This is a genomic window from Actinokineospora guangxiensis, from assembly GCF_042657845.1.
In the GTDB taxonomy this organism is placed as follows: domain Bacteria; phylum Actinomycetota; class Actinomycetes; order Mycobacteriales; family Pseudonocardiaceae; genus Actinokineospora; species Actinokineospora guangxiensis.
On the sequence record NZ_JBHSKF010000015.1, the window covers coordinates 30,566 to 51,595 of the forward strand.

Consider the following 21,030-nt stretch of genomic DNA (forward strand, 5'->3'; position numbering starts at 1 on the left):
GGGGTTGGCTAGGCCACCGGTGTGGTCCGGTCGGTGGTGATCTCGGTGGGGGTGAGGACGCGGTTGTAGATGCGGACGTCGTCCAGTGCGCCGGCGAACCACTCGCCCCAGACGCTGTTGCCGCCCAGGCGCAGGGCTCCGGTCGAGGTGGTCAGGGCGCCGGTGATGGTTTCGGTGGTGACGAGGGTGCCTTCCAGGTAGAGGCGCAGGGCGGTGCCGTCGTAGGTGAGGGTGACGTGGGTCCAGGTGTTCGCCGGGAGTGCTGTCGGGCCGGTCACCGAGACGTCGGCTGGGCCCAGGCGGGCGTAGCCGGAGGGGCGGTTGGCGGCGTTGTCGGAGTAGAGGGCGTAGGACAGGCCCGCGGGGGCTTCCTTCATCAGGACTGTCCGCCAGGCGGTGGGGCCGGTGGGGCGGATCCATGCCGAGAGGGTCATCGCCGTGGTGAGGCGCAGTGCGGGGGAGTCGGCGATGGTGACCATGTCGTCGATGCCGTCGAAGGTGAGGGCGCCGCCGGTGTGGCCGGGGGTCCAGGACGCGCCGGAGATGGTGCCGTTGTTGGTGTTGCCCGAGCGGTCGCCGAGCAGGGTGCCCGATGCCTCGTTGAAGTTGTACGAGGCCACGGGGGCTCCCGGGGGTGGGCCGGTGTTCGACACGGTGACCGAGACCAGTGATGACGTCGCGGTGTTGCCCGCGCTGTCGCGGGCGCGCGCGGTCAGGCCCCACACGCCGTTGGACACCGAGCGGGTGTCCCACGAGACCGCGTACGGGGCTGAGGTGTCCTCCGCGCCCAGGGGCTGGCCGTTGAGCAGGAACTGCACGCCGGCGACTCCGCCCGCGTCCGTCGCCGTGGCCGTCACCTGGACGACGCCGGCGACCGTGCCGGTCGGGGCGGTCACCGCGACCGACGGGGCCGTGGTGTCGGCGGTGACGGTCGCGGTGGCCTGGGGGGACGGGGGTGAGGCGTTGCCGCCGCCGTCGCGGGCCACCACGCGGTAGGCGTAGGCGCCCGCGGCCAGGCCGGGGTCGGTGTGGGTCAGGGTGGTGACCGTGGCGACGCGGTTGGCCGGTGACGGGGTGAAGCCGGGGGTGCCCCGGTGCACGTCGTAGGCGGTGACGCCGACGTCGTCGGTGGCGGCGGGCCAGGACAGCGAGACCGTGCCGAGGCCGCCGGTCGCGGTCAGCGAGGCGGGTGCCGAGGGCGGTGTCGTGTCCGAGGACACCGGGGTGTCGCGGTCGGTGGCCACCTCGGCCGCCGACAGCGCCCGGTTGTAGACGCGCACGTCGTCCAGGACGCCAGCGAAGTGCTCGCCCCACACCTCGTTGCCGCCGAGGCGCAGGGCGCCCGTCGACGCCGGGGCCGAGCCCGCCTGCGGCGCGGAGGCGACCTGGGTCCCGTTGACGTACAGGCGGACCGTCGCGCCGTCGTAGGTGAACGTCAGGTGCGACCAGGTGTTCACCGGCAGCGCCGACGGGCCGCTCACCGCGACGTCGTTGCCGATGTTGACGTAGCCCGACGGCTGGGTGAAGCCCGCCGAGTACAGCGCGTAGGACAGGCCGTTCGGGCGCTCCTTCATCAGCGCGGTGCGCCACCCGGTGCTGTCGCTCGGGCGCACCCAGGCCGACAGGGTCATGCGGTCGGCCAGGTCGAGCCTGGCCGAGTCGGCCACCGTGACCAGGTCGTTGACGCCGTCGAAGGACAGGCCGCCGCCGGTGCGCCCGCTCGTCCACGCCGGGCCCGACAGCGCGCCGGTGTGGCCGTTGCCGGTGCGGTCGAGCAGCGAGGAGCCCGCGCCCTCGTCGAAGCCGTAGGCGGCGACGAGGGTCGGGTCGGAGGCGTCGGTGCGCTCGAACACCGCGCGGTAGGTGGCGCCGCCCGCGGGCACGATGACGTCGTGCGCGCGCGGTCCGCCGTCCGACCACGAGACGAACTCGTACTCACCGCCGCCGAGCACCTGGGTCTGGGCGGTCGACAGGCTCAACCGCGAGCCCACGATCGCCTCGACCGCCATCGGGGTCTGGTCGAAGTTGTCGCTCAGCGTCGCGGTCAGGCCCGCCGGGTCGGACTCCACGACGACGGTCGCCACCGTGGGGTCGAGCCGCCTGCTGACCGTCGACGCCGAGCCGGAGGAGTCGCGCGCGGTCAGCCGCAGCTCCAGGTACGACGGGTAGTCGTGGTCGGGGCCCTCGAAGCTGCCCGAGGCCACCCCGTCGTGGCGCACGAGGTCGTGCACGTGGCAGCCGCCGGAGTCGCAGTGGTGCAGCAGCGCCTCCCAGGACAGCGCCGAGGCGGGCAGCGCGCCGTCCTCGACGTCGGTGGCCGAGCCCGCAAATGGGATCGGATCGCCCACCGCCCAGGTGAAGCCGGTCGCCGGGCTGGTGATCACCGGGGTCGGGGCGGTCGAGCCCGCCAGCACGCGGGTGCGCGCGTCGGCGCTCAGGCCGCCGGGGTCGCGCACGCGCACGCCCACGTCGTAGGCGCCGCCGGTGGTGTAGGTGCGCGAGGCGGTGACGCCGGTGGCGTCGTCGAAGTCACCGTCGCCGTCGAGGTCCCAGGCGTAGGTGAGGGAGTCGCCGTTGGGGTCGGAGGAGCCCGCCGCGCTGAAGGAGACCGTCAGCGGCAGCGCGCCCTCGCCGGGGGTGGCGGTGACGGCCGCGATCGGGGCCTGGTTGCCGGTGCCGTAGCGGAACCGCTTCACCGCGCCCATCGCGATGTCCACATAGTACACATCGCCGTTGGGGCCGGTGGTGATGTCGACCGGGAACACGTTCTGCTGGAACACCGCGCGCGTCGCCGGGTCGGGAATGCCGTCGGCGTCGGCGCGCATGTACCAGATGCAGCGGCGGCTGTAGTCGCCGAAGAAGAACGCGCCGTCGAAGGTGTCGGGGTAGGTGCCGTCGGTGTAGAAGGCGGCGCCGGACACCGAGGAGCCGCTGGTGTTGAGGCAGCCGTCGCCGGAGACCACGGCCTGGCCGTGCCGATAGGCGTAGTGCGGGTTCACCGTGGGCACGGTGCCGTTGTTGATCCGGGTGCACATGTTCAGGCCGATGTTGTACCCGGCCTGCACGCCCACGCCCTCGCGGCACGGCCACCCGAAGTTGTCCACAGTGGAGTCCGTCGGGTCCGCGACCCGGTTGATCTCCTCCCAGGTGCCCCAGCCGACGTCGCCGGACCACACCTCGGAGGTGCCCGGCCGGATCGCGAAGCGGAACGGGTTGCGCTGCCCGACGGCGATCACCCGCCGGGCGTTGGGGTCGGCGCTGGAGGCCATCGGGTTGCCGGGCGCGCCCTCGCCGGTCTCCGGGTCGATGCGGATGATCGTGCCGTCCAGGCCCAGCGGGTCGCCCATCGTCTGGATGTCCTGCGAGCGCAGCGCGCCGCCCTCGGCGGTCGGCACCGTCTGCACGCCGCCGGTGCCCGTCGGCGGGTCGCCGCACGGGTTGCGGGGGCTGCCGTCCTGGCCGTAGTCGGCGAAGACGTAGGAGGCGCCGTCACCGGCACTGGCGTAGAGGTAGCCGTCGGGGCCGAAGGCCAGCGCGCCGACGGAGTGGCTGGGGTACTGCTGGCACCAGTCCTCGACCAGCACCCGCTCGGCGCCGTCGCCGTCGAGGACCGAGAGCCGACCGGAGATCACGCAGCCGTCGGCGGTCTCGCCGGGCGGGTTGGGGCAGGCGTCGTTGCTCGCGCCCGGGGTCCCCCAGCGGGGCGCGGTGCCGCCGATCGCGGCGTCGTGGGAGTACAGCACGTAGACGCGCGGGTCGGCCGGGTAGTCCGGGGCGAGCGCGAGGCCCATCATGCCGCGGTCGTGCTGGTTGTACACAGTGGTCCGCAGGTCGGCGAACACCGAGGGGGTCGGGTCGGCCAGGCCGTCGAAGACCTTGATGAGCCCGGACTTCTCGGCGACGAACACCCGCCCGTCGGCGCCGAAATCCACGGCCATCGGCTGGGTGAGGCCGCTGAGCACGGTCTGCTCGGTGAACCCGGCGGGCAGCGCCGCGGCGGGCGAGGCGGTCAGGGTGATCGCCGCGGCGGGTAACAGACCCACCACGGTCAGCTGCACGGCGAAAGCCGCCAGGGACCGGCGCATCGTTTTCTCCCTCCGCGGCTGGACGCAGGAGAAGCCGCGACAAGCGGAGACTCGCCCGAAACGACCGTTGCGTTACCTTTGTGGGCCGAACGGCCCAGCGCCGCGGGTGACGGCGGTCACTGCCGGTTTCCTGTGTCCCGCCGCACCTCGGGACAACCCGCGGCACACCGCGCACGTCCCTGCTGCCGGACGCGCGTGTGCGTCGCCCTGCTTCTGCGGGCGCACGCGCGTTCGATAACCTCGACCGGGCCAGGTCGGGGCCTGGGGAACTCCATGACGAGAGGGTGCCTGGTCATCGAAACGGGTCAGCTGGTCGCCGGCAGATACCGACTGCTGGAGACCATCGGCAGCGGCGCGATGGGCGTGGTGTGGCGCGCGCGCGACGAGCGGCTTGAACGCGTCATCGCGATCAAACAGCTGATCATCCGACCGGGGCTGACCCCGGCCAAGACCGAGGAGGCGCGCAGGCGCGCCATGCGCGAGGCGCGCATCGCCGCCCGCCTGCACCACCGCAATGCCGTCGCCCTGCTCGACGTCGCCGAGCACGCGGGCGACCCGTGCCTGGTGATGGAGTTCGTCAACGCGCGCAGCCTGTCGGCGGTGATCGCCGAGCGCGGCACGCTGCCCCCCGACGAGGTCGCCGCCATCGGCTCGCAGGTCGCCGCCGCGCTGGCCGCCGCGCACGCGGCCGGGATCGTGCACCGCGACGTCAAGCCCGGCAACATCCTGATCGACGACCAGGGCGCGGTGAAGATCACCGATTTCGGCATCTCCAAGGCCGACGGCGACCACACGATCACCACCGACACCGGCGTCCTGGCGGGCACCCCCGCCTACCTCGCCCCCGAGCAGGCGCGCGGCCAGCAGCCGAGCAAGGCCTCCGACGTGTTCTCCCTGGGCTCCACGCTCTACCACGCCCTGGAGGGCTCGCCGCCGTTCGGCCTCAACCCGAACCCGCTGGCCCTGCTGCACGCCGTGGCCAGCGGCGACGTCCAGCTGCCGCGCAACGGCGGCTCGCTCACCCCGACCCTGATGACGCTGCTGCGCACCGAGCCGGGCGAGCGCCCCACGATGCAGGAGGCGGCGACCACCCTGGCCGTGCCGACCGCGCCGCTGCCCATCCAGCCGCCGACGGTGGTCCAGCGCACCGTCCCGGCCCGCAAGGCCCCGCCGCCCCCGCCGCCGCGCCGCACCCCGCCGCCCCGGCAGGCCGCCCAGCCCGCGCCGAAGCCCGCCCCGCAGGGCCAAGCGCCCAAGCGCGGGGTCCTGATCGGCGCGGCCGTGGTCGTCGCGGGCCTGGCCGCCGCGGTCGTCCTGGTCCTGACGATGCCCGACGACAAGGGCCAGACCGCCGCTCCCGGCACCGAGACCAAGACGGTCACCCTCAGCAACCCGCCGACCACGGAGGCGACGACGACAGCGCCTCCGCCTCCCAACGCCTCCCCGGTGACGAACTACTCCGCCGCCGGTCAGGCGGTGATCAGTTTCTATCTGAGCGACACCGCCGCGAGTCAGCGCTGGGCGTTGCTGACCCCAGGCGCGCAGGCCGTCTTCGGCAGCCGAGCGGAGTTCGACGCCTACTGGGAGCAGTTCAAGTATGTCGCGTCGAAAGACGCCAACCAGGTCACCGTCAACGACGACGGGTCCGCCAACGTCCCTGTCACTGTCACCCTCACCAAGCAGGACGGCTCCGAGAGCGCCGAACGCAAGACGGTGAAGGTCGTCAACCTCGGCGGCAAGCACCTCATCGACTCCGACCCGCGCTGATCACCACCGGGTCGGAGCCGACGGGAGTGCCGCGGACGACCTGGTCGACCACGAGCCGGCACCAGGTCGTGTAGCCCTCGACGCCGGTCCGGAGATTCACCCCGTACGACCAGTTGTCCCACCACTGTCCCGTGCGGGAGCAGTAGTAGCGTTTCCCTTCCCCGGTTGTCGTATTTCTCCGATCGTCACAAATCCCCCCCGCCGTGTCCTATGGCCGTAGGAATGAACAGTGGTGATGAACAACACCAGGCCGGGTGCTGGGTGCGGTGTGGACGGCTCGTGCGGCTCCTCGGGCGATCGATTGCGTTCAGGGGTCACTGGTGAGAGCGTGGGCACATGCCGCTGATGCCTGTCACCGACTCGATGTTCCTGCTCGGCGAGTCGCGCGAGCATCCGCTGCATGTCGGGGGGTTGCAGCTCTTCGAGCTGCCGCCGGGGGCCGATCCGTCCTACGTGGGCGACGCGCACAAGGCGCTGCTGGAGACCGGTGATCTGCGGCCGTTGTTCCGGCGCAGGCCGCGCGGGCCGGTGGACACCGTCGGGCAGCTCGTCTGGACCAACGACGACGAGCTCGACCTGGAGTACCACGTCCGGCTCTCGGGGCTGCCGTCGCCGGGGCGGGTGCGCGAGCTGCTGGAGCTGGTGTCGCGGCTGCACGGCTCGCTGCTCGACCGGCACCGGCCGCTGTGGGAGTCGCACCTCATCGAAGGTGTCGAGGGCGGGCGTTTCGCCGTCTACACCAAGGTCCACCACGCGCTGCTGGACGGCGTCTCCGCGCTGCAGATCATGCGCAAGGCGCTCTCGGAGGACCCCGGCGAGCGCGACATGCGGCCGCCGTGGGCGGGCGTGCCGCGCACCGACGCCACCGGCGGGCGCTCCGACGGCGACCCGCTGGCCGGGCTGCTGGGGGCGGCCAAGGTCGTGCGCGACGTCGTCGGGGTCGGGCCCGCGGTGGTGCGCTACCTCAACCAGGCGTTCGCCGAGCAGGCCGCGACGCTGCCGTTCGAGGCGCCGCGCTCGATGTTCAACGTGCCCATCACCGGGGCGCGCCGCTTCGCCGCGCAGGGCTGGCCGCTGGAGCGCATCCGCGCCGTCGGCGAGGCCGCGGGCTGCACCGTCAACGACGTGATGCTGGCGATGTGCGCGGGCGCGCTGCGCGAGTACATGGGCGAGCGCGACGCGCTGCCCGACAAGCCGCTCGTGGCCGCGGTGCCGATCTCGCTGCGCGAGGACGGCTCGGCCGGGGGCAACGCGATCGGGCTGATCCTCTGCACCCTGGCCACCGACATGGCCGACGCGGGGGACCGGCTGGCCGCGATCAGCGACTCGATGCGCCGCGGCAAGGAGGTCTACCGCGGACTGAGCCAGTTGCAGATCACCGCGCTGAGCGCCATCCCGTTCGCGCCGCTGGCGGTGGCGCTGCTGCCGGGCGCGCTGCGGCTGACGCCGCCGTCGTTCAACCTGCTCATCTCCAACGTGCCCGGCCCCAAGCAGCCGCTGTACTGGAACGGGGCCAAGCTGCTCGGCGTGTACCCGGTGTCGATCCCCTACGAGGGCCAGGCGCTCAACATCACGGTGACCAGCTACGCGGGCAGCCTGGAGTTCGGGCTGACCGGGTGCCGCCGGACCGTGCCCCACCTGCAGCGCATGCTGGGGCACCTGGACACGGCCCTGGCGGACCTGGAGAAAGCGGTCAGGGCGTAGCGCAGAGGCGGGCGGGGCTCAGCCGCTCTTGCGGCGGAACTGGCGCTTGCCGCCCGCGCGCCCGTGCGCGTCGTGGACCTTGGAGCCGCCCGCGAGGTGGCTCTCCCCGGAGCCCGCCTTGGCGTTCTTGCGCGCCAGCGCGGCCTTGAACTGCTCGCGGACGTCGGTGGGCTCGGGGGTGGTGTCCGGGTCCGCCGGCTCGGCGGTGGGTTCCGGTGCATCGGTCATGTGGACCTCCCGAGAGTCGCGACTACCCGCCCAGCCTGGCATGTTCCCGCTCCTCGGTCGACTCGATAAGGCCGTGTCCCGGTGTGGGCCACGCGATACCGGCGCGAAGATCGGCTCGGAGGGGTCGGCAGGGGAGTTGGCCGGGGGAACTGGCAGGGGGAACTGGCTGGGGGAATTGGCTCAGTCCTGTTCGGCGCGGGCTTTGAGCCCCTCGCACTCCATGGCGAGGTAGCGGTCGGTGAGCCCGGCGGTCAGCTTGCCGACGAGCGTGCCCAGCGGGCCCTCTTGGCGCAGCAGCAGCCGCACCCGCGTGCCGTCGCCGTGCGGCTGGACCTCGTGCACGGCGGTGGTGCGGGCGCCGGGGCCGCCGCCGACCCAGGTCCACGAACGGCCCTCGGTCAGCTCGGTGAGCGTCCACACCGTCGTCGGCAGCTTCGGCTGCTTGATCCGGACCCGCTTGCCGACGGCCAGCGGCGCCGGGTCGAGCCGGACTATCTCGGTCACCGAAGGGGTCCAGTCCGGCCACTCCTCCACCCGAGTGAAGATCGTCCAGACGTGCGGTGGCTCTGCGTTGATCACGATCTCGGCGCGGAACTCCATGCGCCACAGGATAGGGACCGCGATGATCGTCACCGGGCGGTGCCGACTATCCTCCGTGCGCGGAGGACTCACGGTGAACCTGCTCGACCACATCGCATCCGTGGCGGCGCTGGCCGGGCGCCCGTGGCACGACCACGCCGCGCTCGCGGCGGATGAGCACCTGCGCTTCGAGTGGTACCGCGACGCGGTGCCCCGCGACGAGACCGCCTTCCTCCGGCTGGTCCTCGCCGACCCGGACCGGGAGATGGCGATCTCGGCTGTGCTGGCCCGCATCGACGAGCGCGCTCGGTCCAGCGTGGACTTCGCGGCCTGGGCCGACCGGGTGGGCCCGGTCTGCGCGAACGTGGAGTTCCTGCGGCACCGGCTGGCGGAGTGGCGGCTCATCATCGACGCGCTCGCCGGTCGCGCGGTGGACTCCGGCGCGGTGCTCGCCGCGTCGGACTGGGCGCAGCGCAAGCTCGCCGCCGTGGTCGACGGCGAGCTGCTGGTCCTGCTGGCCGAGCACGGCCGCACCCGCCGCGTCCGGGCGCTGACCCGGGTGCCCCGGCCCGCCCGGCCCCGCTCTGCGCAGTAATCGCCCGGTTACTTCTTGACCGATCCGGGCCTGTTACGGCCAAGCACGCCCTCGCGATGTGACCCGCATGGTGCGAAGATCGGGGCCCGCCAAGGCATTGCTCCTTTCGGGGGTACTCGTGACGGCCGCGTGCGCGGTCCAGGCGAGCGAAGGGTGGCGCTGCACGGCGCACCGGTGCGAGATCACCATCACCGGGTCGCCGACGCTGGAGGTGTTGGACACGCGGCTCAAGGCGCACGTCGCCGGGGGCGCGGTCCGGGTCTCCGGCGGCGGGGTTGACGTGACGCTGAACCCGGGGGAGGCCGCGGTGGTGGACGGCGTCCGGGTCGAAGTCCGTTCGGTGGCGAACGGCTCGGCGAAGCTGGTCGTCACCGACTGATCGACCGCCGGTGGCGCACCCGAGTGTCGGCACGCGCCCCTGGCAGGTCATCATGCGCCCCACCCGCACCGCCCCCGGCATCAGCGGTCCCATGGTCCTCATCGGCGTGCTGGCCTTCCTGGTGGCCAACGCCGCGGTGCTGCTGGCACTCAACGGGCATCCGCCGATCTCGCTGGCCGTCGTCATCGGGGCGGCGGTGGTGGCCTGCTCGGCGAGCCTGCTGGTGCGCCGAGACCGCGACGCGCGCGGCGTGGGGATCGGGCTGCTCATCGGGTGGTCGCTGGCGACGCTGCTGAGCGACGGCGCGCTCACCGGGCTCGGCTGAGCGGTCGCGCAGCGGGAGTTCGGATGGCGGGTGTTCGCATACCGGTCGGTATCCGACCTGACCGTGCGGGCATAGAACGCGTCCATAACATGTCCGCATGGAGCTGGAGTTCCGGCATCTGCGCATCGTCATCGCCGTAGCCGACGAGGGCAGCATCACCCGCGCCGCCGCGGCGCTGGGGATGTCGCAGCCGTCGCTGACCGCGCAGGTGCAGCGGATCGAGCGGTCCCTGGGCGCGCCGCTGTTCGAGCGCGGGCGCGGCGGGGTGGTGCCGACCGGTTTCGGGCGGACCGTGCTGGCCAAGGCGCGGGCCGTCGTCAGCGAGATGGCCGGGCTGCAGAGCACCGCGCCGCCCACCTCGTCGGGGCACGCCGCCGGGGTGGAGCTGCACCTGGGCTGCTACCCGGGCGCGCTGGCCTCGGCGGTGGTGCCGCGCCTGGCCGCCGGGCACGAGCTGCCGCTGCGCGTGCACGTGCACAGCGACCCCAGCGCCGCCGACCTGCTCGCCAGGGTGCGGGCGGGGCGGCTGGACGCGGCCGTCGTGGTCGAGATGATCGGCTTCGAGGTCAGCCCGCCGGACGGGCTGCTGCGCGAGGCCGTCGTGCCCGTGGAGCCCACCTTCGTCGCGCTGTCGGAGAGCCACCCGCTGGCCGCCGACGACGAGGTCGACCTGGCCGCGCTCGCCGACGAGAACTGGATCACCGACCCGCACGTTGACGCCGGGGTGACCGCCGGGCTGCGCTGGGCCTGCGGCGAGGCGGGCTTCGAGCCGCGCATCACCCACGAGATCAGCGACGCCAGCTCCGCGCGCGAGTTCGTCAGCACCGGCCAGTGCGTCAGCCTGGCCCAGCCGACCTCGGTGGAGGGCCGCGGCCTGGTCGTGCGCCCGCTGCGCGGCGACCCGCTGACCGCCCGCGTCGACCTGGCCTGGCGCAGGGCTGGCCCGGTCGAGCCCGCCCTGCTGCGCCGGGTGGTCGCCGAGTCGTACCTGACCCTGACCGGGCGCAATCCCAGCTATCGGCGCTGGTGGGCCGAGCGCGGCATGACCCTGGGCTGAGCCGCGCGTCCTCGGTGGACGGTGGCGGTGCGCGGGTGCCGCCCGCGCGGTGAACCGGATGGGCCCGCGGCGCTGGTCGGTCAGCGGATCTGCCTCAAGCCCCCAGTCCTTCCCGGTGCTGCCGCGCCACAGCGAGCGGACCAACTGCCGGGAGTGAAGAGTTAACCGTCGACCGGCGGCGTCCCCCGGCCCGATGCTGGTCGACGTGCAGTCCACTTTGGAAGAAGTCGCCGCGCGGGTGCGGCCGCTGGTGGGGCAGGGCAGGCCCGCGGGCTACATCCCGGCGCTGGCCGAGGTGCCCGTCGACCGGTTCGGCATGGCGGTGGCCGAGGTCGACGGGCGGGTGCACGGCGTCGGTGACTGCGCGACGCCGTTCTCGGTGCAGAGCCTGTCCAAGGTGTTCACCCTCGCCTTGGCGGGCGATGTGGCCGACCGGGTCGGGCGGGAGCCGTCCCCGCTGGCCTTCGACTCCCTCGCCCAGCTGGAGCAGGACCGCGGGGTGCCGCGCAACCCGTTCCTCAACGCGGGTGCGCTGGTCACCACCGACCGGCTGCTCACCAGGACGGGGGACGCGGCGGGGGCGCTGTGCCGGTTCCTCGCGGAGGAGACCGCAGCGCCGGTGGGGGTCGACGCGCGGGTCGCGGCCTCCGAGCGGTCCACCGGGCACCGCAACGTCGCGCTGGCCCATCTCATCGCCGGGTACGGGAAACTGGACAATCCGGTCGACGACGTGCTCGACCACTACATCCGCGGCTGCGCGATCGCGCTGTCCTGCGCGGACCTGGCGCGGGCGGCGCTGTTCCTGGCCAGGGGCGGGGTGGGTGCGACAGGGCCGGTGCTGCCCGCGGCCGACGCCAAGCGGCTGAACGCGACGATGCTGGTGTGCGGGATGTACGACGGCGCGGGCGAGTTCGCCTACCGGGTCGGGCTGCCCGCCAAGAGCGGTGTCGGCGGCGGGATTCTGGCCGTCGTCCCCAACCGGTGTGTGGTCTGTGTGTGGAGCCCGGGGCTGGACCGGTGCGGGAACTCCGTGGCCGGGGTCGCGGCCCTGGAGGCGTTCACGGTTCTGACCGGCTGGTCCGTGTTCTGATCATGCTGGCATGCGGTCGGATTCGAGGCAGTTAACAGTTGTTCTTGTCGAATCGGTTGCCGAGGCACCCGGGTTGCGTGGACTATGGGTGGTGGACGGTGCCTCAGGCCGTGCAGGGTCGGCCGCGGGGACCACATCGTCCGGTCTCACCGCAACGCGTCCGCGGCCGGGACACCGCGGGCAGCGCCCTCGCACGGTGAGCGTTCGGGCCCCGGGTCGGCTTTCAGCCGATCCCGGGGCCCTCTTCTCGTTCTGGAGGGCTTCCGGCCCGGTTTCCCCTGGTCGCTCGACCGCCGAGGAATCGGACAAGTGGGTTTGTTGCGACCGTTGACAAATTGTCGGTCAATTCTTCACCATGGTGTGAGAGCGCGCTCACACACAGCCAGACAAAGGAGTCCCTGTGTCGCTCACCCTGCGATTTCTAGCCCTGTTCCTGCTGGTCATAGGTGCCGTCACGGTTCCGTCGGCGTCCGCTGCCCCACCGGCGCAGCTGCCGATCGTGGTCGCCAACGATTCCGGCCGCGCCGAGGCCGTGCACCTCTACATCACCGGCGTCGACACCCAGAGCGGCAGGCTCGGGTACGTCAACGCCTCGGGATCGTTCACCCCGTGGCCGGGGGGCCAGATCCCGCCGTCGCCCGCGCCCGACGTCTCCATCCCCGGTCCCGCCCGGGGCGCCTCGACCACCGTGCGGGTGCCGATGGGCTTCTCCGGGCGCATGTACCTGGCCTTCGGTGAGAAGCTCAAGTTCTTCCTCACCCCGACCGGGCTGGTCGAACCCGCGCCGTGGAACCCCTCGGACGCCAACCACAACATCCTGTTCGACTGGAGCGAGTTCACCTACAACAGCTCGGGCCTGTGGCTCAACAGCTCGCAGGTGGACATGTTCTCGGTCCCGCACTCCGTCGAGGTGACCGCGTCCTCGGGGCAGGTCAAGCGGACCGGCGTGCTCGTCGGGGGCGGCCGGGGCCGGATCTTCGACGCGATCGGGTCGGCGGGCTGGTCCCAGCTCGTGCACCGGCGCTCCGACGGCATGGCCCTGCGGGCCATCGCCCCGCGCAAGGCCATCGAGCTGGGCCGCTTCCCCGCCGACTACTTCGCCCCGTACGTCAACGACGTGTGGTCGCGCTACAGCTCCGCGGGCCTGGTGGTGGCGCCGTTCCAGCACGACCCCGGCACCCGGTTCACCGGTCGGGTCAGCGGCGACACCATGCACTTCACCAACGCCCAGGGGCAGCGGGTGGCCTCGTTCGGCAAGCCGCCGTCGAAGGACATCTTCGGCTGCGACGGCGTTCTGCACGCCCCGAACGACGCCGTGGTCGGGCCCATCGCCCGCTCGCTGTGCGCCGACCTCAACCGCTCCGCCATCGGCCGCGCCGCCACCTCCCCGGTGTGGGACAAGGCCCAGTACTACAGCGGGTCGATCACCAACCACTACTCCAAGGCCATGCACGCCAACATGGTCGACGGCCGCGCCTACGGCTTCGCCTTCGACGACGTCGGCGGCCACGAGTCGCTGGTGCACGACCCGAACCCGCGCAGCGCCAGGATTGGGCTGACGGGCTTCTAGATCCGGCTGGTGCAGCAGGGTTACTGTTCAGTAGTGGTGGACGCCCTGCTGCACCAGCTGTCGGACCCGGTCGGCTACGCCGTGCCGGTGTTCCTGCTGTTCATCGGCTTGGAGCTGCTCGCGCTGCGCATCGCCCGGCACGAGCAGGACAAGGGCTACGAGCGGCGCGACACCACGGCGAGCCTGTCGATGGGCGTCGGCAGCGTCGTCGTCGGGGCGTTGTTCCGGGCGGCGGCGCTGCTGCTCTACGCCGTCATCTGGACCTACCTCGCGCCCTGGCACCTGCCCGCCGACGCGTGGTGGACCTGGGCGCTGCTGATCCTCGGCGTCGACTTCCTCTTCTACTGGTACCACCGCTTCGCCCACCGCGTGCGCATCGGCTGGGCGGCGCACCAGGCCCACCACTCCAGCGAGTACTTCAACTTCGGCACCGCGCTGCGGCAGAAGTGGAACCAGTGGTTCGAGGTCATCGTCTGGATCCCGCTGCCGCTGCTGGGCTTCCCGCCGTGGACCATCTACACGGCATTCTCGGTCAACCTGATCTACCAGTTCTTCGTGCACACCGAGAAGGTCGACCGGCTGCCGAGGTGGGTGGAGTTCGTGTTCAACACCCCGTCGCACCACCGGGTGCACCACGGGTCGGACCCGGAGTACCTGGACCGCAACTACGCGGGAATCCTCATCGTCTGGGACCGGATGTTCGGCACCTTCACCCCCGAGCGCCACCGGCCGACCTACGGGCTGACCACGCCGGTGGGCACCTACAACGTCTTCCGGCTCCAGTTCCACGAGTACGCCGCGATCGCGCGCGACGTCCGCGCCGCGAGCACCTGGCGCGACCGGCTCGGCTACGTGTTCGGCCCGCCCGGGTGGTCGCCCTCCAGCCGCGGCCGGTCCACCCGCTCCAGATAGACCTCCTTGCCGTGCGCGGCGGCGCTGAGCTGCGCGAACACCGGCAGCAGCTCGGCGGCCTCGCGGATCTGCTCGGGGTGGCGGGCCAGCCACCACACCACGGCGCGGCCGGGATCGGAGAGCACCTCGTCGGTCAGGTAGGCGCGCGCGGCCAGTTCCAGCTCCCGCTCGCTCTCCCGGATCTGCTTCTCCTTGCGCACGTCCGCCAGCCGCTTGAGCCGCTCGGCGTCCTCGTGCGGCACCACCAGCCCGACGTCCTCGGCCCAGGCGGTGATCTGCCCGCTGCGGTCGGCCAGCGGCGCGCCCAGCTCGGCGGCCAGCCGCACCAGCACCCCGTCGACGTCGACCGGCGAGCCCTGCACGGTGACCTGCCGGGCCCGCTCCAGGACGGCGTGCACGGCCAGGCCGCGCGGGTTGGCGTGCTGGGGCAGCGGGGCGTTCAGGCGCCAGCAGACGGTGCAGGAGAGCGTGAACCGGTAGTAGGGCTCGGCGCTGTCGATCGGGATGGCGGGCACGTGGTGTTCCTCCCGCGGCGGCGGCTCCTCCTTCGCGGTGACCTTCACCTGCCGCTCCCGGGCCGCCTCGGCCCGCAGCACCCGCTGCTCCCGCTGAAACGCGATCTGCCTGACCACGACGACGGCCCCGGCCACGGAGAGCAGCAGGACCACGAGCGTCGCCCAGTCAGGCACGTCGAGCAGCAACCGCACGGCGAACGGCAGTACCAGCGCCGCGGCGACCACACCCGCGGGCGCCCACCAGCGAGCGGCCTCATCCACACTGCCTGCGTACCCGGTACTCAACCGATCAGGTAGCCCCAAGTGGCGCATTCCCTCGGACGGACGAGCCTGGCCGCAGGTGGGTCGGCTACCGCTCCGCCAACGGGTTTCGAGCGGCGCAACGCGGTTGTCTGGACGGGTGTCACCGCCACGCCATGATCTTCCGGGCGAGGTCAACCGCCTAGTCGGTGCGACTGCAACCGGACCGCGGGGTGGCCGCCCGTGCCGAGGTCGTAGGCGTGCAGGCCGGCGGCGGTGGAGACCAGGAGGCTGCCCGCGGTGAAGCAGCAGCCGGTGGGGGGTGGGGTGGGGACGGTCAGGCAGGCCGCGCCGACGCAGCGGATGCCGGTGTCGACCGCGGCCCAGAGCTGGCCGGTGGTGTCCACGGCCAGGGCGGCGGCGCGGTCGTCGGAGATGCGGGTCGGGGGGCCGACGGTGCCGTTGGGCAGGTCGAAGGGGTGGGCGTCGATGCCTGCGGGGGTCGCGCGGTAGAGGGTGGTGGTGTCCGGGTGCCAGGCGAGGGCGAGGGTGGGGTCGGTGGTGATGACCCGGAGGCGGCCCGCGAGGTCGGCGGCGAGGAGGCCGTGCTGGGTGTTCAGCCAGAGGCGGCCGCCGGGGTCGCAGGTGAGCAGGTCGGCGGCGGGCCAGGGGGTGGGGGTGACGAGGCCGTCGCGGCGGAGGTGGTGGACGCCTGCCGGGGTGGCGATGAGCCAGCCCGCGCGGGTGGGGAGGGCGCTGAGGGGGGTGCCGTCCAGGGCGAACGCGGCGATGGGGCGCACGGCGCCGTCGGTGAGTCGGGCGGTGCGGAGGCGTTCGGCGGGGCGGTCCAGCCAGGTGAGTTCGTCGCCGCACCAGACGGGGGCGTGGGCCGGGCCTGCGAGTGAGCGGGCCGTGGTGGTCATGGGTCCCCCTAGTGGTCCAAACCAATTTGGGGCACGGGCCGGACTGGCGCAAGGGGTGGGGCGGGTTCTGGGGGAAAGGTTAGTGGGTGGGAGGTGGGAATTGACTGGTTTCGGGGGTGGGTGCCGGGTGGGAAGGGGCGGGGAGAGTGGGAGGTGGTGTGAGCCTGTTGGGTGGGGCGGACGAGGGTCAGAGTGCTGTCAAGGCGGCTCGGATGGCGGCTGCGTAGGTCTCGGCGGGGGCTTCGGGGGTGTACTTGACCCGGGGGCCGAGCCAGAAGCGCAGGCCGTCCTTCCTCTTGCGGGGGATGATGTGCAAGTGCATGTGTGGAACTGACTGCGAAACGACATTATTGAGCAGTACCAACGAGCCGTCCGAACTTGTTGCAGATTCGATCGCTCGCTCCAGCGACTGCGCACGGTGGAAGAAGTCCGCCACCCGTTCGGCGGGGAGGTCACTCATCCGGACTACGTGGATTCGGGGAATCAGCAGCGTATGGCCTCGGAAGAGCGGCCGATGGTCCAAGAACGCGATCGTCCGATCATCCTCATGGACCACCGTGGCTGCCTGATCGCCGCTGGCGATTCGGCAGAACGGGCACGAATCCGAGCCCTGTTCCGTCACTTGGGCCTCCCATCCGAATCCATCTGGGCACAATGGTGCGCGTGACCGTTCCAGACACGCCGTACGAGGTGCGCCGGACGCCCACCCAATACCGTGCCAGTCGTCGGATCGAACGCATCCTCGACGCGGCATCGCGGGTGGCGTCGGAGAAGGGCTTCTCCGGCACCACGACCGCGGACATCGCCAAGGCTGCCAAGGTGTCCATCGGGTCGGTGTACCGGTACTTCCCGGACAAGCTCGCGGTCATGAAGGCGGTCCACGGGCGCAACTCCGTGCGGTACCGGGAGCTGGTGCGCGAGGCGACCAAGGAGCTGCCCGACGCCGACTGGCGCGGGGTGGTCGACCGGGCCTTCTCCATCTACGTGGAGATGTGCCGCTCCGACGACGGCTTCCGCGCGGTGAGCAAGGCGGGACTGGCCGCCACCGAGCTGGACGAGACCGGCGGGCCGGACGACCCGCTCGCCGACACCCTCGCCGACCTGCTGGTCGACCGCTTCGGCTTCGCCGACACCGCCGAACTGCGCACCGCGCTGCTGCAGTGCGTCACGGTCGGCGACGTGCTGACCCGGCTCGCGTTCCGGCTGGCCGACACCGGCCACCAGGACACCCTCGCCAAGACCCACCGCATCATCCTGGACCTCGTCGGCGAGCACGCGCCGGAGTAGCCCCGCGCCGAAGCGGATTCGGCGCAAGGCCGCCGAGGAGGGCTCCCGGCGAATCCGCGGCGGGGAACGCGCCCGCATTCCCCGCCGCGTTCCGCGACCCGTCCACCGGGCCGGTCCGGGCCGCATCCTGGCGTCCCCGACGACAACGGAGACGCGGATGAGCCGGATCGCCACGCTCGCCGTCCACGCAGGCCGCGACGACCTCGCTGCCCTCGGCGTGCACGTGCCCCCGATCGACCTGTCCACCACCAACCCGGTGCCCGACCTGGCCTCCGGGGCCGCCGCCTACGACGCGCTGGCCTCCGGCGGGCTCCCGCCCGCCGACGGCGGCCTGATCTACCAGCGGCTCTGGAACCCGACCGTCGCCCGCTTCGAGATCGCGCTGGCCCGGCTGGAGTCCGCCGACGAGGCGGTGGCCTTCGCCTCCGGCATGGCGGCGCTGACCGCGTGCCTGCTGGCCGCCAAGGCCGAGGGCCGCCCGCACGTGGTGGCCGTGCGCCCGGTCTACGGCGGCTCCGACCACCTGCTCGCCACCGGGCTGCTCGGCACCGAGGTCACCTGGACCACCGCCGACGCCGTCGCCGCCGCGCTGCGGCCCGACACCGGGCTGGTGCTGCTGGAGACCCCGGCGAACCCGACCCTGGACCTGGTCGACATCGCCGCGGTGGCCGAGCAGGCCGGGGACGTGCCGCTCGTGGTGGACAACACCTTCGCCACCCCGGTGCTGCAGCGGCCGATCGAGCACGGCGCGGCGCTGGTTCTCCACTCGGCGACGAAGTACCTCGGCGGTCACGGCGACGTCATCGGCGGGGTGGTCGCGACGACGTCGGACTGGGCGGCTCGGCTGCGCCGGGTGCGGGCGGTGACCGGGGGCCTGCTGCACCCGCTGGGCGCCTACCTGCTGCACCGCGGCCTGCAGACGCTGCCGGTACGGGTGCGCGAGCAGCAGCGCACCGCGGCCATGCTGGTGGACTGGCTGGCCGGTCACCCGCTGGTGGAGCGCGTGCACTACCCGTCGGGCCGGTTGGTCGGCACGCAGATGAGCGGACCGGGCGCGGTGCTCGCCTTCACCGTGGTGGGGGGCTTCGAGGCGGCGGCACGTACGGTGGAGCACGTGCGGCTGATCACACACGCGGTCTCGCTCGGAGGCGTGGACTCCCTGATCCAGCACCCGGCATCGCTCACCCACCGGCCGGTGGCCGACTGCGCCAAACCGGCGGCAGGGGTGTTGCGGATGTCGGTTGGGCTGGAAGATGAGCACGACCTACGCGCAGACCTGGAGGCCTCACTGAAGGAAGCTCACGTCTGACGTAGATTCGGCCGGACGGGTCCGGGGGCGGAAAGAGAGCAAGAATGGGCCAACCAGCCGAACTCGACTCCATCGACATCGCGATCCTCCGCGAGCTGCAACGGGACGCCCGGCTGCAGAACAAGGAACTCGCCTCGATCGTGGGAGTCGCGCCGTCCACGGCGCTCGAACGTGTGCGCTCGCTGCGTCGGCGCGGCGTGCTCACCGGCTTCCACGCCACGGTGAGCCTCGCCGCGCTGGGCAGGCCGATCAGCGCGCTGCTGTCCGTGCGGGTGCGCCCGCACCGGCAGCGTGTGGTGGAGGCGTTCAAGACCTTCGTGCTCGACCAGCCCGAGACGGTCTCCCTGCTACATGTGGCAGGCCCCGACGACTACCTGATCCAGGTGGCCGTGCCCGACACGACGCACCTTCAGCAACTTCTGATCAGCAGGTTGCTGAGCAGGCCGGAGGTCGTCTCGGTCAACACGCTGCTGGTGTTCGAGGCCATCGGCCAGCCCGTCCAGGCCCCGATCCAGTAGCCCCGCTCTCCCCCGAGAGCACTGCTCACAAGTGTGTGCGGTGTTCGTGAGCAGTGCTCTCGGATGGCAGGGACGGGCGGTCGTTGCATAACGAACTTGATCGCTACAGGTCATCAAGTGCTGACACTGCGCACGCAACCGCAGGTGGGAGTGGGAAAGCGCTTGCTCGTTCAGGCGGCCCGTCGGCAACCGGGCGATGACAGCTCTGTGTCACCGTCTTGATTCACCCTATTGGGTGAGGTACACAGGAAGCGGACACACTGTGTCACCTCGGTTGCGTCCCACGATCGCGGTGGCACTGGCTGATCGGGTGATGATCATGACTCTGCCCTGCGAGCGGTCATTTGCCACCGAGGTCTCGGACCTCGGTGAGATCGACGACCTCCTGCGCGCCGTCGTGGCCGACGGGTTCACCGTCTACCTGTGCGGCGGCCAGCGCGAGCCGGAGGCCATCGTCGCCACGTACACCTGGGAGGACCACGTCGACTTCGTGGTCATCAAGGACCAGCACGACGTCTCCGCCGCCCGCGCCAGACTCAGCCCCGACTGGGACGTCTTCGCGCCGGAGACGGTCGTCTGGCACTACCACGGCCACGCCCGCTGGGCCCTGCGCGCGATCCTCGACCTCCCGCACCCGGACAGCCCCGGCGCCCCCGACGAGGAGCACCCGGCCCCCGCCGCCCTGCTCGTCCCCGGCGAGCACCTGCGCTCGGTCTCGATCCGCTCGCCCCGACCCGGCCTGGTGGCCCGCCGCGCGATGCGGCTGAGCCTGGCCAACCCGGCCTGATCCCGACCCGGTCCGAAGCGGTGCGGCGGGCCTGAGAGCGGGCACAGCTTCGCGGGGGCAGTATCAGGGGTATGACCCGCTATCTGCTCGCAGCCCTCGCGGCGGCGCTCGCGTGGGCGCTGCGCGGCCTGCCTGCCCAGTTCGGCGGCCGTGACTCCGGTGACCGCCTCTCCCGCTCGCCGCAGTACCGCGACGGCGCCTTCCGCAACCGCGAGCGGACGTCGTCGGTGCCCGTCGAGGGCCGCGAGATGCTGCGCGACCTGCTGTTCGGCAAGCAGCAGCGCAAGCCGGTCGGGGCCGTGCCGCTGGTGGCGCCGGGCCCGCCGGTCGGCAGCGGGCTGCACATCACCTGGTACGGCCACTCCAGCGCGCTGGTCGAGATCGACGGCGCGCTCGTGCTGGCCGACCCGGTGTGGGGCAAGCGCGTCTCGCCGGTGCCCTTCGCCGGGCCCAAGCGGCTGCACGAGCCGCCCGCGCCGCTGGACTCGCTGCCACGCCTGGACGCCATCCTCATCTCCCACGACCACTACGACCACCTCGACATGGAGACCGTGCTCGGGCTGGTGCGCTCGCAGTCGGCGCCGTTCGTGGTGCCGCTGGGCGTCGGGGCGCACCTGCGTCGGTGGAAGGTGCCCGCGGACCGGATCGTGGAGCTGGACTGGTCGGAGTCGGTGGAGCTGGGCGGGGTCCGGGTCGTCTCCACGCCCGCGCGGCACTTCTCCGGGCGCGGCTTCAAGCGCGACGGCACGCTCTGGGCCTCCTACGCGCTCATCGGCCCCGAGCACCGCGTGTTCTACACCGGCGACTCCGGCTACACCTCGGGCTACGCCGAGATCGGCGCCGAGTTCGGGCCCTTCGACGCCACCCTGGTGCAGATCGGCGCGTACGGCGTCGGCTGGCCGGACATCCACATGACCCCGGAAGAGGGCGTCGCCACCCACCTCGACGTGCGCGGCGGGCTGCTCGTGCCGGTGCACTGGGCGACGTTCAACCTGGCCCTGCACGCCTGGAGCGAGCCGGTGGACCGGCTGTGGGCCGAGGCGAAGGCGCGCGGGGTCGCGATCGCGGTGCCGCGGCCGGGCCAGCGCGTCGATGTGGCGAAGCCGGGGCCGGTGGACCCGTGGTGGCAGCTGCTACGGACGTAGCAGGGCGACATAGGC

At 72.3% G+C, this 21,030-nt stretch carries 20 protein-coding genes; 14 read left to right on the plus strand and 6 right to left on the minus strand.

The features are described 5' to 3' along the window. Positions 1-8: 8 nt before the first annotated feature. On the minus strand, positions 9-4,085 hold the full coding sequence (locus ACFPM7_RS24230) for a LamG-like jellyroll fold domain-containing protein (RefSeq protein WP_378250055.1): 4,077 nt from the start codon (positions 4,083-4,085) through the stop codon (positions 9-11). Between the two features lie 273 nt (positions 4,086-4,358). Here ACFPM7_RS24230 and ACFPM7_RS24235 point away from each other — a divergent pair, with 273 nt between their 5' ends. Together ACFPM7_RS24235 and ACFPM7_RS24240 are read left to right on the plus strand one after the other, a co-directional pair. After that, on the plus strand, positions 4,359-5,852 hold the full coding sequence (locus ACFPM7_RS24235) for a serine/threonine-protein kinase (RefSeq protein ID WP_378250056.1): 1,494 nt from the start codon (positions 4,359-4,361) through the stop codon (positions 5,850-5,852). Positions 5,853-6,188: 336 nt separating this feature from the next. Then, positions 6,189-7,556 (plus strand): WS/DGAT/MGAT family O-acyltransferase, encoded by a 1,368-nt coding sequence (locus ACFPM7_RS24240; RefSeq protein ID WP_378250057.1) that lies wholly within the window; start codon positions 6,189-6,191, stop codon positions 7,554-7,556. A gap of 18 nt (positions 7,557-7,574) precedes the next feature. On the opposite strand, the gene ACFPM7_RS24245 is transcribed toward ACFPM7_RS24240, so the two are convergent. Next, the gene (locus ACFPM7_RS24245) at positions 7,575-7,784 is read right to left on the minus strand and encodes a DUF5302 domain-containing protein (protein ID WP_378250058.1); all 210 of its coding nucleotides are present in this window, start codon (positions 7,782-7,784) and stop codon (positions 7,575-7,577) included. Positions 7,785-7,964: 180 nt separating this feature from the next. Continuing rightward, complete coding sequence (locus ACFPM7_RS24250; protein ID WP_378250059.1) at positions 7,965-8,384, minus strand: SRPBCC family protein; 420 nt, start codon at positions 8,382-8,384, stop codon at positions 7,965-7,967. A 73-nt stretch (positions 8,385-8,457) separates the two neighbouring features. On the opposite strand from ACFPM7_RS24250, the gene ACFPM7_RS24255 reads away from it, so the two are divergent. The 7 genes from ACFPM7_RS24255 to ACFPM7_RS24285 all read left to right on the plus strand — a co-directional run bounded on the left by ACFPM7_RS24255 (position 8,458) and on the right by ACFPM7_RS24285 (position 14,291). Continuing rightward, positions 8,458-8,958, plus strand: coding sequence for a hypothetical protein (locus tag ACFPM7_RS24255; protein WP_378250060.1), 501 nt, complete (start codon positions 8,458-8,460; stop codon positions 8,956-8,958). 118 nt (positions 8,959-9,076) lie between these two features. Next, on the plus strand, positions 9,077-9,337 hold the full coding sequence (locus ACFPM7_RS24260) for a hypothetical protein (protein ID WP_378250061.1): 261 nt from the start codon (positions 9,077-9,079) through the stop codon (positions 9,335-9,337). A 10-nt stretch (positions 9,338-9,347) separates the two neighbouring features. Then, positions 9,348-9,662 carry a hypothetical protein gene (locus ACFPM7_RS24265; RefSeq protein ID WP_378250062.1) on the plus strand — a complete coding sequence of 105 codons (315 nt, stop codon included), beginning with the start codon at positions 9,348-9,350 and terminating at the stop codon, positions 9,660-9,662. Between the two features lie 97 nt (positions 9,663-9,759). Continuing rightward, positions 9,760-10,719 (plus strand): LysR family transcriptional regulator, encoded by a 960-nt coding sequence (locus tag ACFPM7_RS24270; protein WP_378250063.1) that lies wholly within the window; start codon positions 9,760-9,762, stop codon positions 10,717-10,719. Positions 10,720-10,912: 193 nt separating this feature from the next. Continuing rightward, the gene (locus ACFPM7_RS24275) at positions 10,913-11,809 is read left to right on the plus strand and encodes a glutaminase (RefSeq protein ID WP_378250064.1); all 897 of its coding nucleotides are present in this window, start codon (positions 10,913-10,915) and stop codon (positions 11,807-11,809) included. Positions 11,810-12,308: 499 nt separating this feature from the next. Further along, positions 12,309-13,379 (plus strand): beta-1,3-glucanase family protein, encoded by a 1,071-nt coding sequence (locus ACFPM7_RS24280; RefSeq protein WP_378250065.1) that lies wholly within the window; start codon positions 12,309-12,311, stop codon positions 13,377-13,379. Positions 13,380-13,412: 33 nt separating this feature from the next. Next, positions 13,413-14,291, plus strand: a complete 879-nt coding sequence (locus ACFPM7_RS24285; protein WP_378250066.1) for a sterol desaturase family protein — start codon at positions 13,413-13,415, stop codon at positions 14,289-14,291. Here the strand turns inward: ACFPM7_RS24285 and ACFPM7_RS24290 are convergent. The 3 genes from ACFPM7_RS24290 to ACFPM7_RS24300 form a co-directional block, all read right to left on the minus strand. After that, positions 14,228-15,067, minus strand: a complete 840-nt coding sequence (locus ACFPM7_RS24290) for a hypothetical protein (protein WP_378250067.1) — start codon at positions 15,065-15,067, stop codon at positions 14,228-14,230. The two genes, ACFPM7_RS24285 and ACFPM7_RS24290, sit on opposite strands and share 64 nt — an antisense overlap. A 173-nt stretch (positions 15,068-15,240) precedes the next feature. After that, entirely contained in the window at positions 15,241-15,969 is a 729-nt protein-coding gene (locus ACFPM7_RS24295; protein WP_378250068.1) for an SMP-30/gluconolactonase/LRE family protein, read from the minus strand. A gap of 187 nt (positions 15,970-16,156) precedes the next feature. After that, positions 16,157-16,591: an HIT family protein gene (locus ACFPM7_RS24300; protein ID WP_378250069.1), complete on the minus strand. Its 435-nt coding sequence runs from the start codon at positions 16,589-16,591 to the stop codon at positions 16,157-16,159. A gap of 41 nt (positions 16,592-16,632) precedes the next feature. Here ACFPM7_RS24300 and ACFPM7_RS24305 point away from each other — a divergent pair, with 41 nt between their 5' ends. The 5 genes from ACFPM7_RS24305 to ACFPM7_RS24325 all read left to right on the plus strand — a co-directional run bounded on the left by ACFPM7_RS24305 (position 16,633) and on the right by ACFPM7_RS24325 (position 21,015). Next, positions 16,633-17,256, plus strand: coding sequence for a TetR/AcrR family transcriptional regulator (locus ACFPM7_RS24305; RefSeq protein ID WP_378250070.1), 624 nt, complete (start codon positions 16,633-16,635; stop codon positions 17,254-17,256). Positions 17,257-17,413: 157 nt separating this feature from the next. Continuing rightward, positions 17,414-18,565, plus strand: coding sequence for a trans-sulfuration enzyme family protein (locus ACFPM7_RS24310; RefSeq protein ID WP_378250071.1), 1,152 nt, complete (start codon positions 17,414-17,416; stop codon positions 18,563-18,565). Between the two features lie 44 nt (positions 18,566-18,609). After that, positions 18,610-19,083: an Lrp/AsnC family transcriptional regulator gene (locus tag ACFPM7_RS24315; RefSeq protein ID WP_378250072.1), complete on the plus strand. Its 474-nt coding sequence runs from the start codon at positions 18,610-18,612 to the stop codon at positions 19,081-19,083. A 319-nt stretch (positions 19,084-19,402) separates the two neighbouring features. Next, positions 19,403-19,870, plus strand: coding sequence for a hypothetical protein (locus ACFPM7_RS24320; RefSeq protein ID WP_378250073.1), 468 nt, complete (start codon positions 19,403-19,405; stop codon positions 19,868-19,870). Positions 19,871-19,941: 71 nt separating this feature from the next. Continuing rightward, complete coding sequence (locus tag ACFPM7_RS24325) at positions 19,942-21,015, plus strand: MBL fold metallo-hydrolase (protein WP_378250074.1); 1,074 nt, start codon at positions 19,942-19,944, stop codon at positions 21,013-21,015. Positions 21,016-21,030 lie beyond the last annotated feature (15 nt).

Coding starts and splice junctions, on each gene's coding strand:
- ACFPM7_RS24230 (WP_378250055.1), bottom strand. CDS start 4,085: ATGCGCCGGTCCCTGGCGGCTTTCGCCGTGCAGCTGACCGTGGTGGGT.
- ACFPM7_RS24235 (WP_378250056.1), top strand. CDS start 4,359: ATGACGAGAGGGTGCCTGGTCATCGAAACGGGTCAGCTGGTCGCCGGC.
- ACFPM7_RS24240 (WP_378250057.1), top strand. CDS start 6,189: ATGCCGCTGATGCCTGTCACCGACTCGATGTTCCTGCTCGGCGAGTCG.
- ACFPM7_RS24245 (WP_378250058.1), bottom strand. CDS start 7,784: ATGACCGATGCACCGGAACCCACCGCCGAGCCGGCGGACCCGGACACC.
- ACFPM7_RS24250 (WP_378250059.1), bottom strand. CDS start 8,384: ATGGAGTTCCGCGCCGAGATCGTGATCAACGCAGAGCCACCGCACGTC.
- ACFPM7_RS24270 (WP_378250063.1), top strand. CDS start 9,760: ATGGAGCTGGAGTTCCGGCATCTGCGCATCGTCATCGCCGTAGCCGAC.
- ACFPM7_RS24275 (WP_378250064.1), top strand. CDS start 10,913: ATGCTGGTCGACGTGCAGTCCACTTTGGAAGAAGTCGCCGCGCGGGTG.
- ACFPM7_RS24295 (WP_378250068.1), bottom strand. CDS start 15,969: ATGACCACCACGGCCCGCTCACTCGCAGGCCCGGCCCACGCCCCCGTC.
- ACFPM7_RS24310 (WP_378250071.1), top strand. CDS start 17,414: ATGAGCCGGATCGCCACGCTCGCCGTCCACGCAGGCCGCGACGACCTC.
- ACFPM7_RS24315 (WP_378250072.1), top strand. CDS start 18,610: ATGGGCCAACCAGCCGAACTCGACTCCATCGACATCGCGATCCTCCGC.
- ACFPM7_RS24320 (WP_378250073.1), top strand. CDS start 19,403: ATGACTCTGCCCTGCGAGCGGTCATTTGCCACCGAGGTCTCGGACCTC.
- ACFPM7_RS24325 (WP_378250074.1), top strand. CDS start 19,942: ATGACCCGCTATCTGCTCGCAGCCCTCGCGGCGGCGCTCGCGTGGGCG.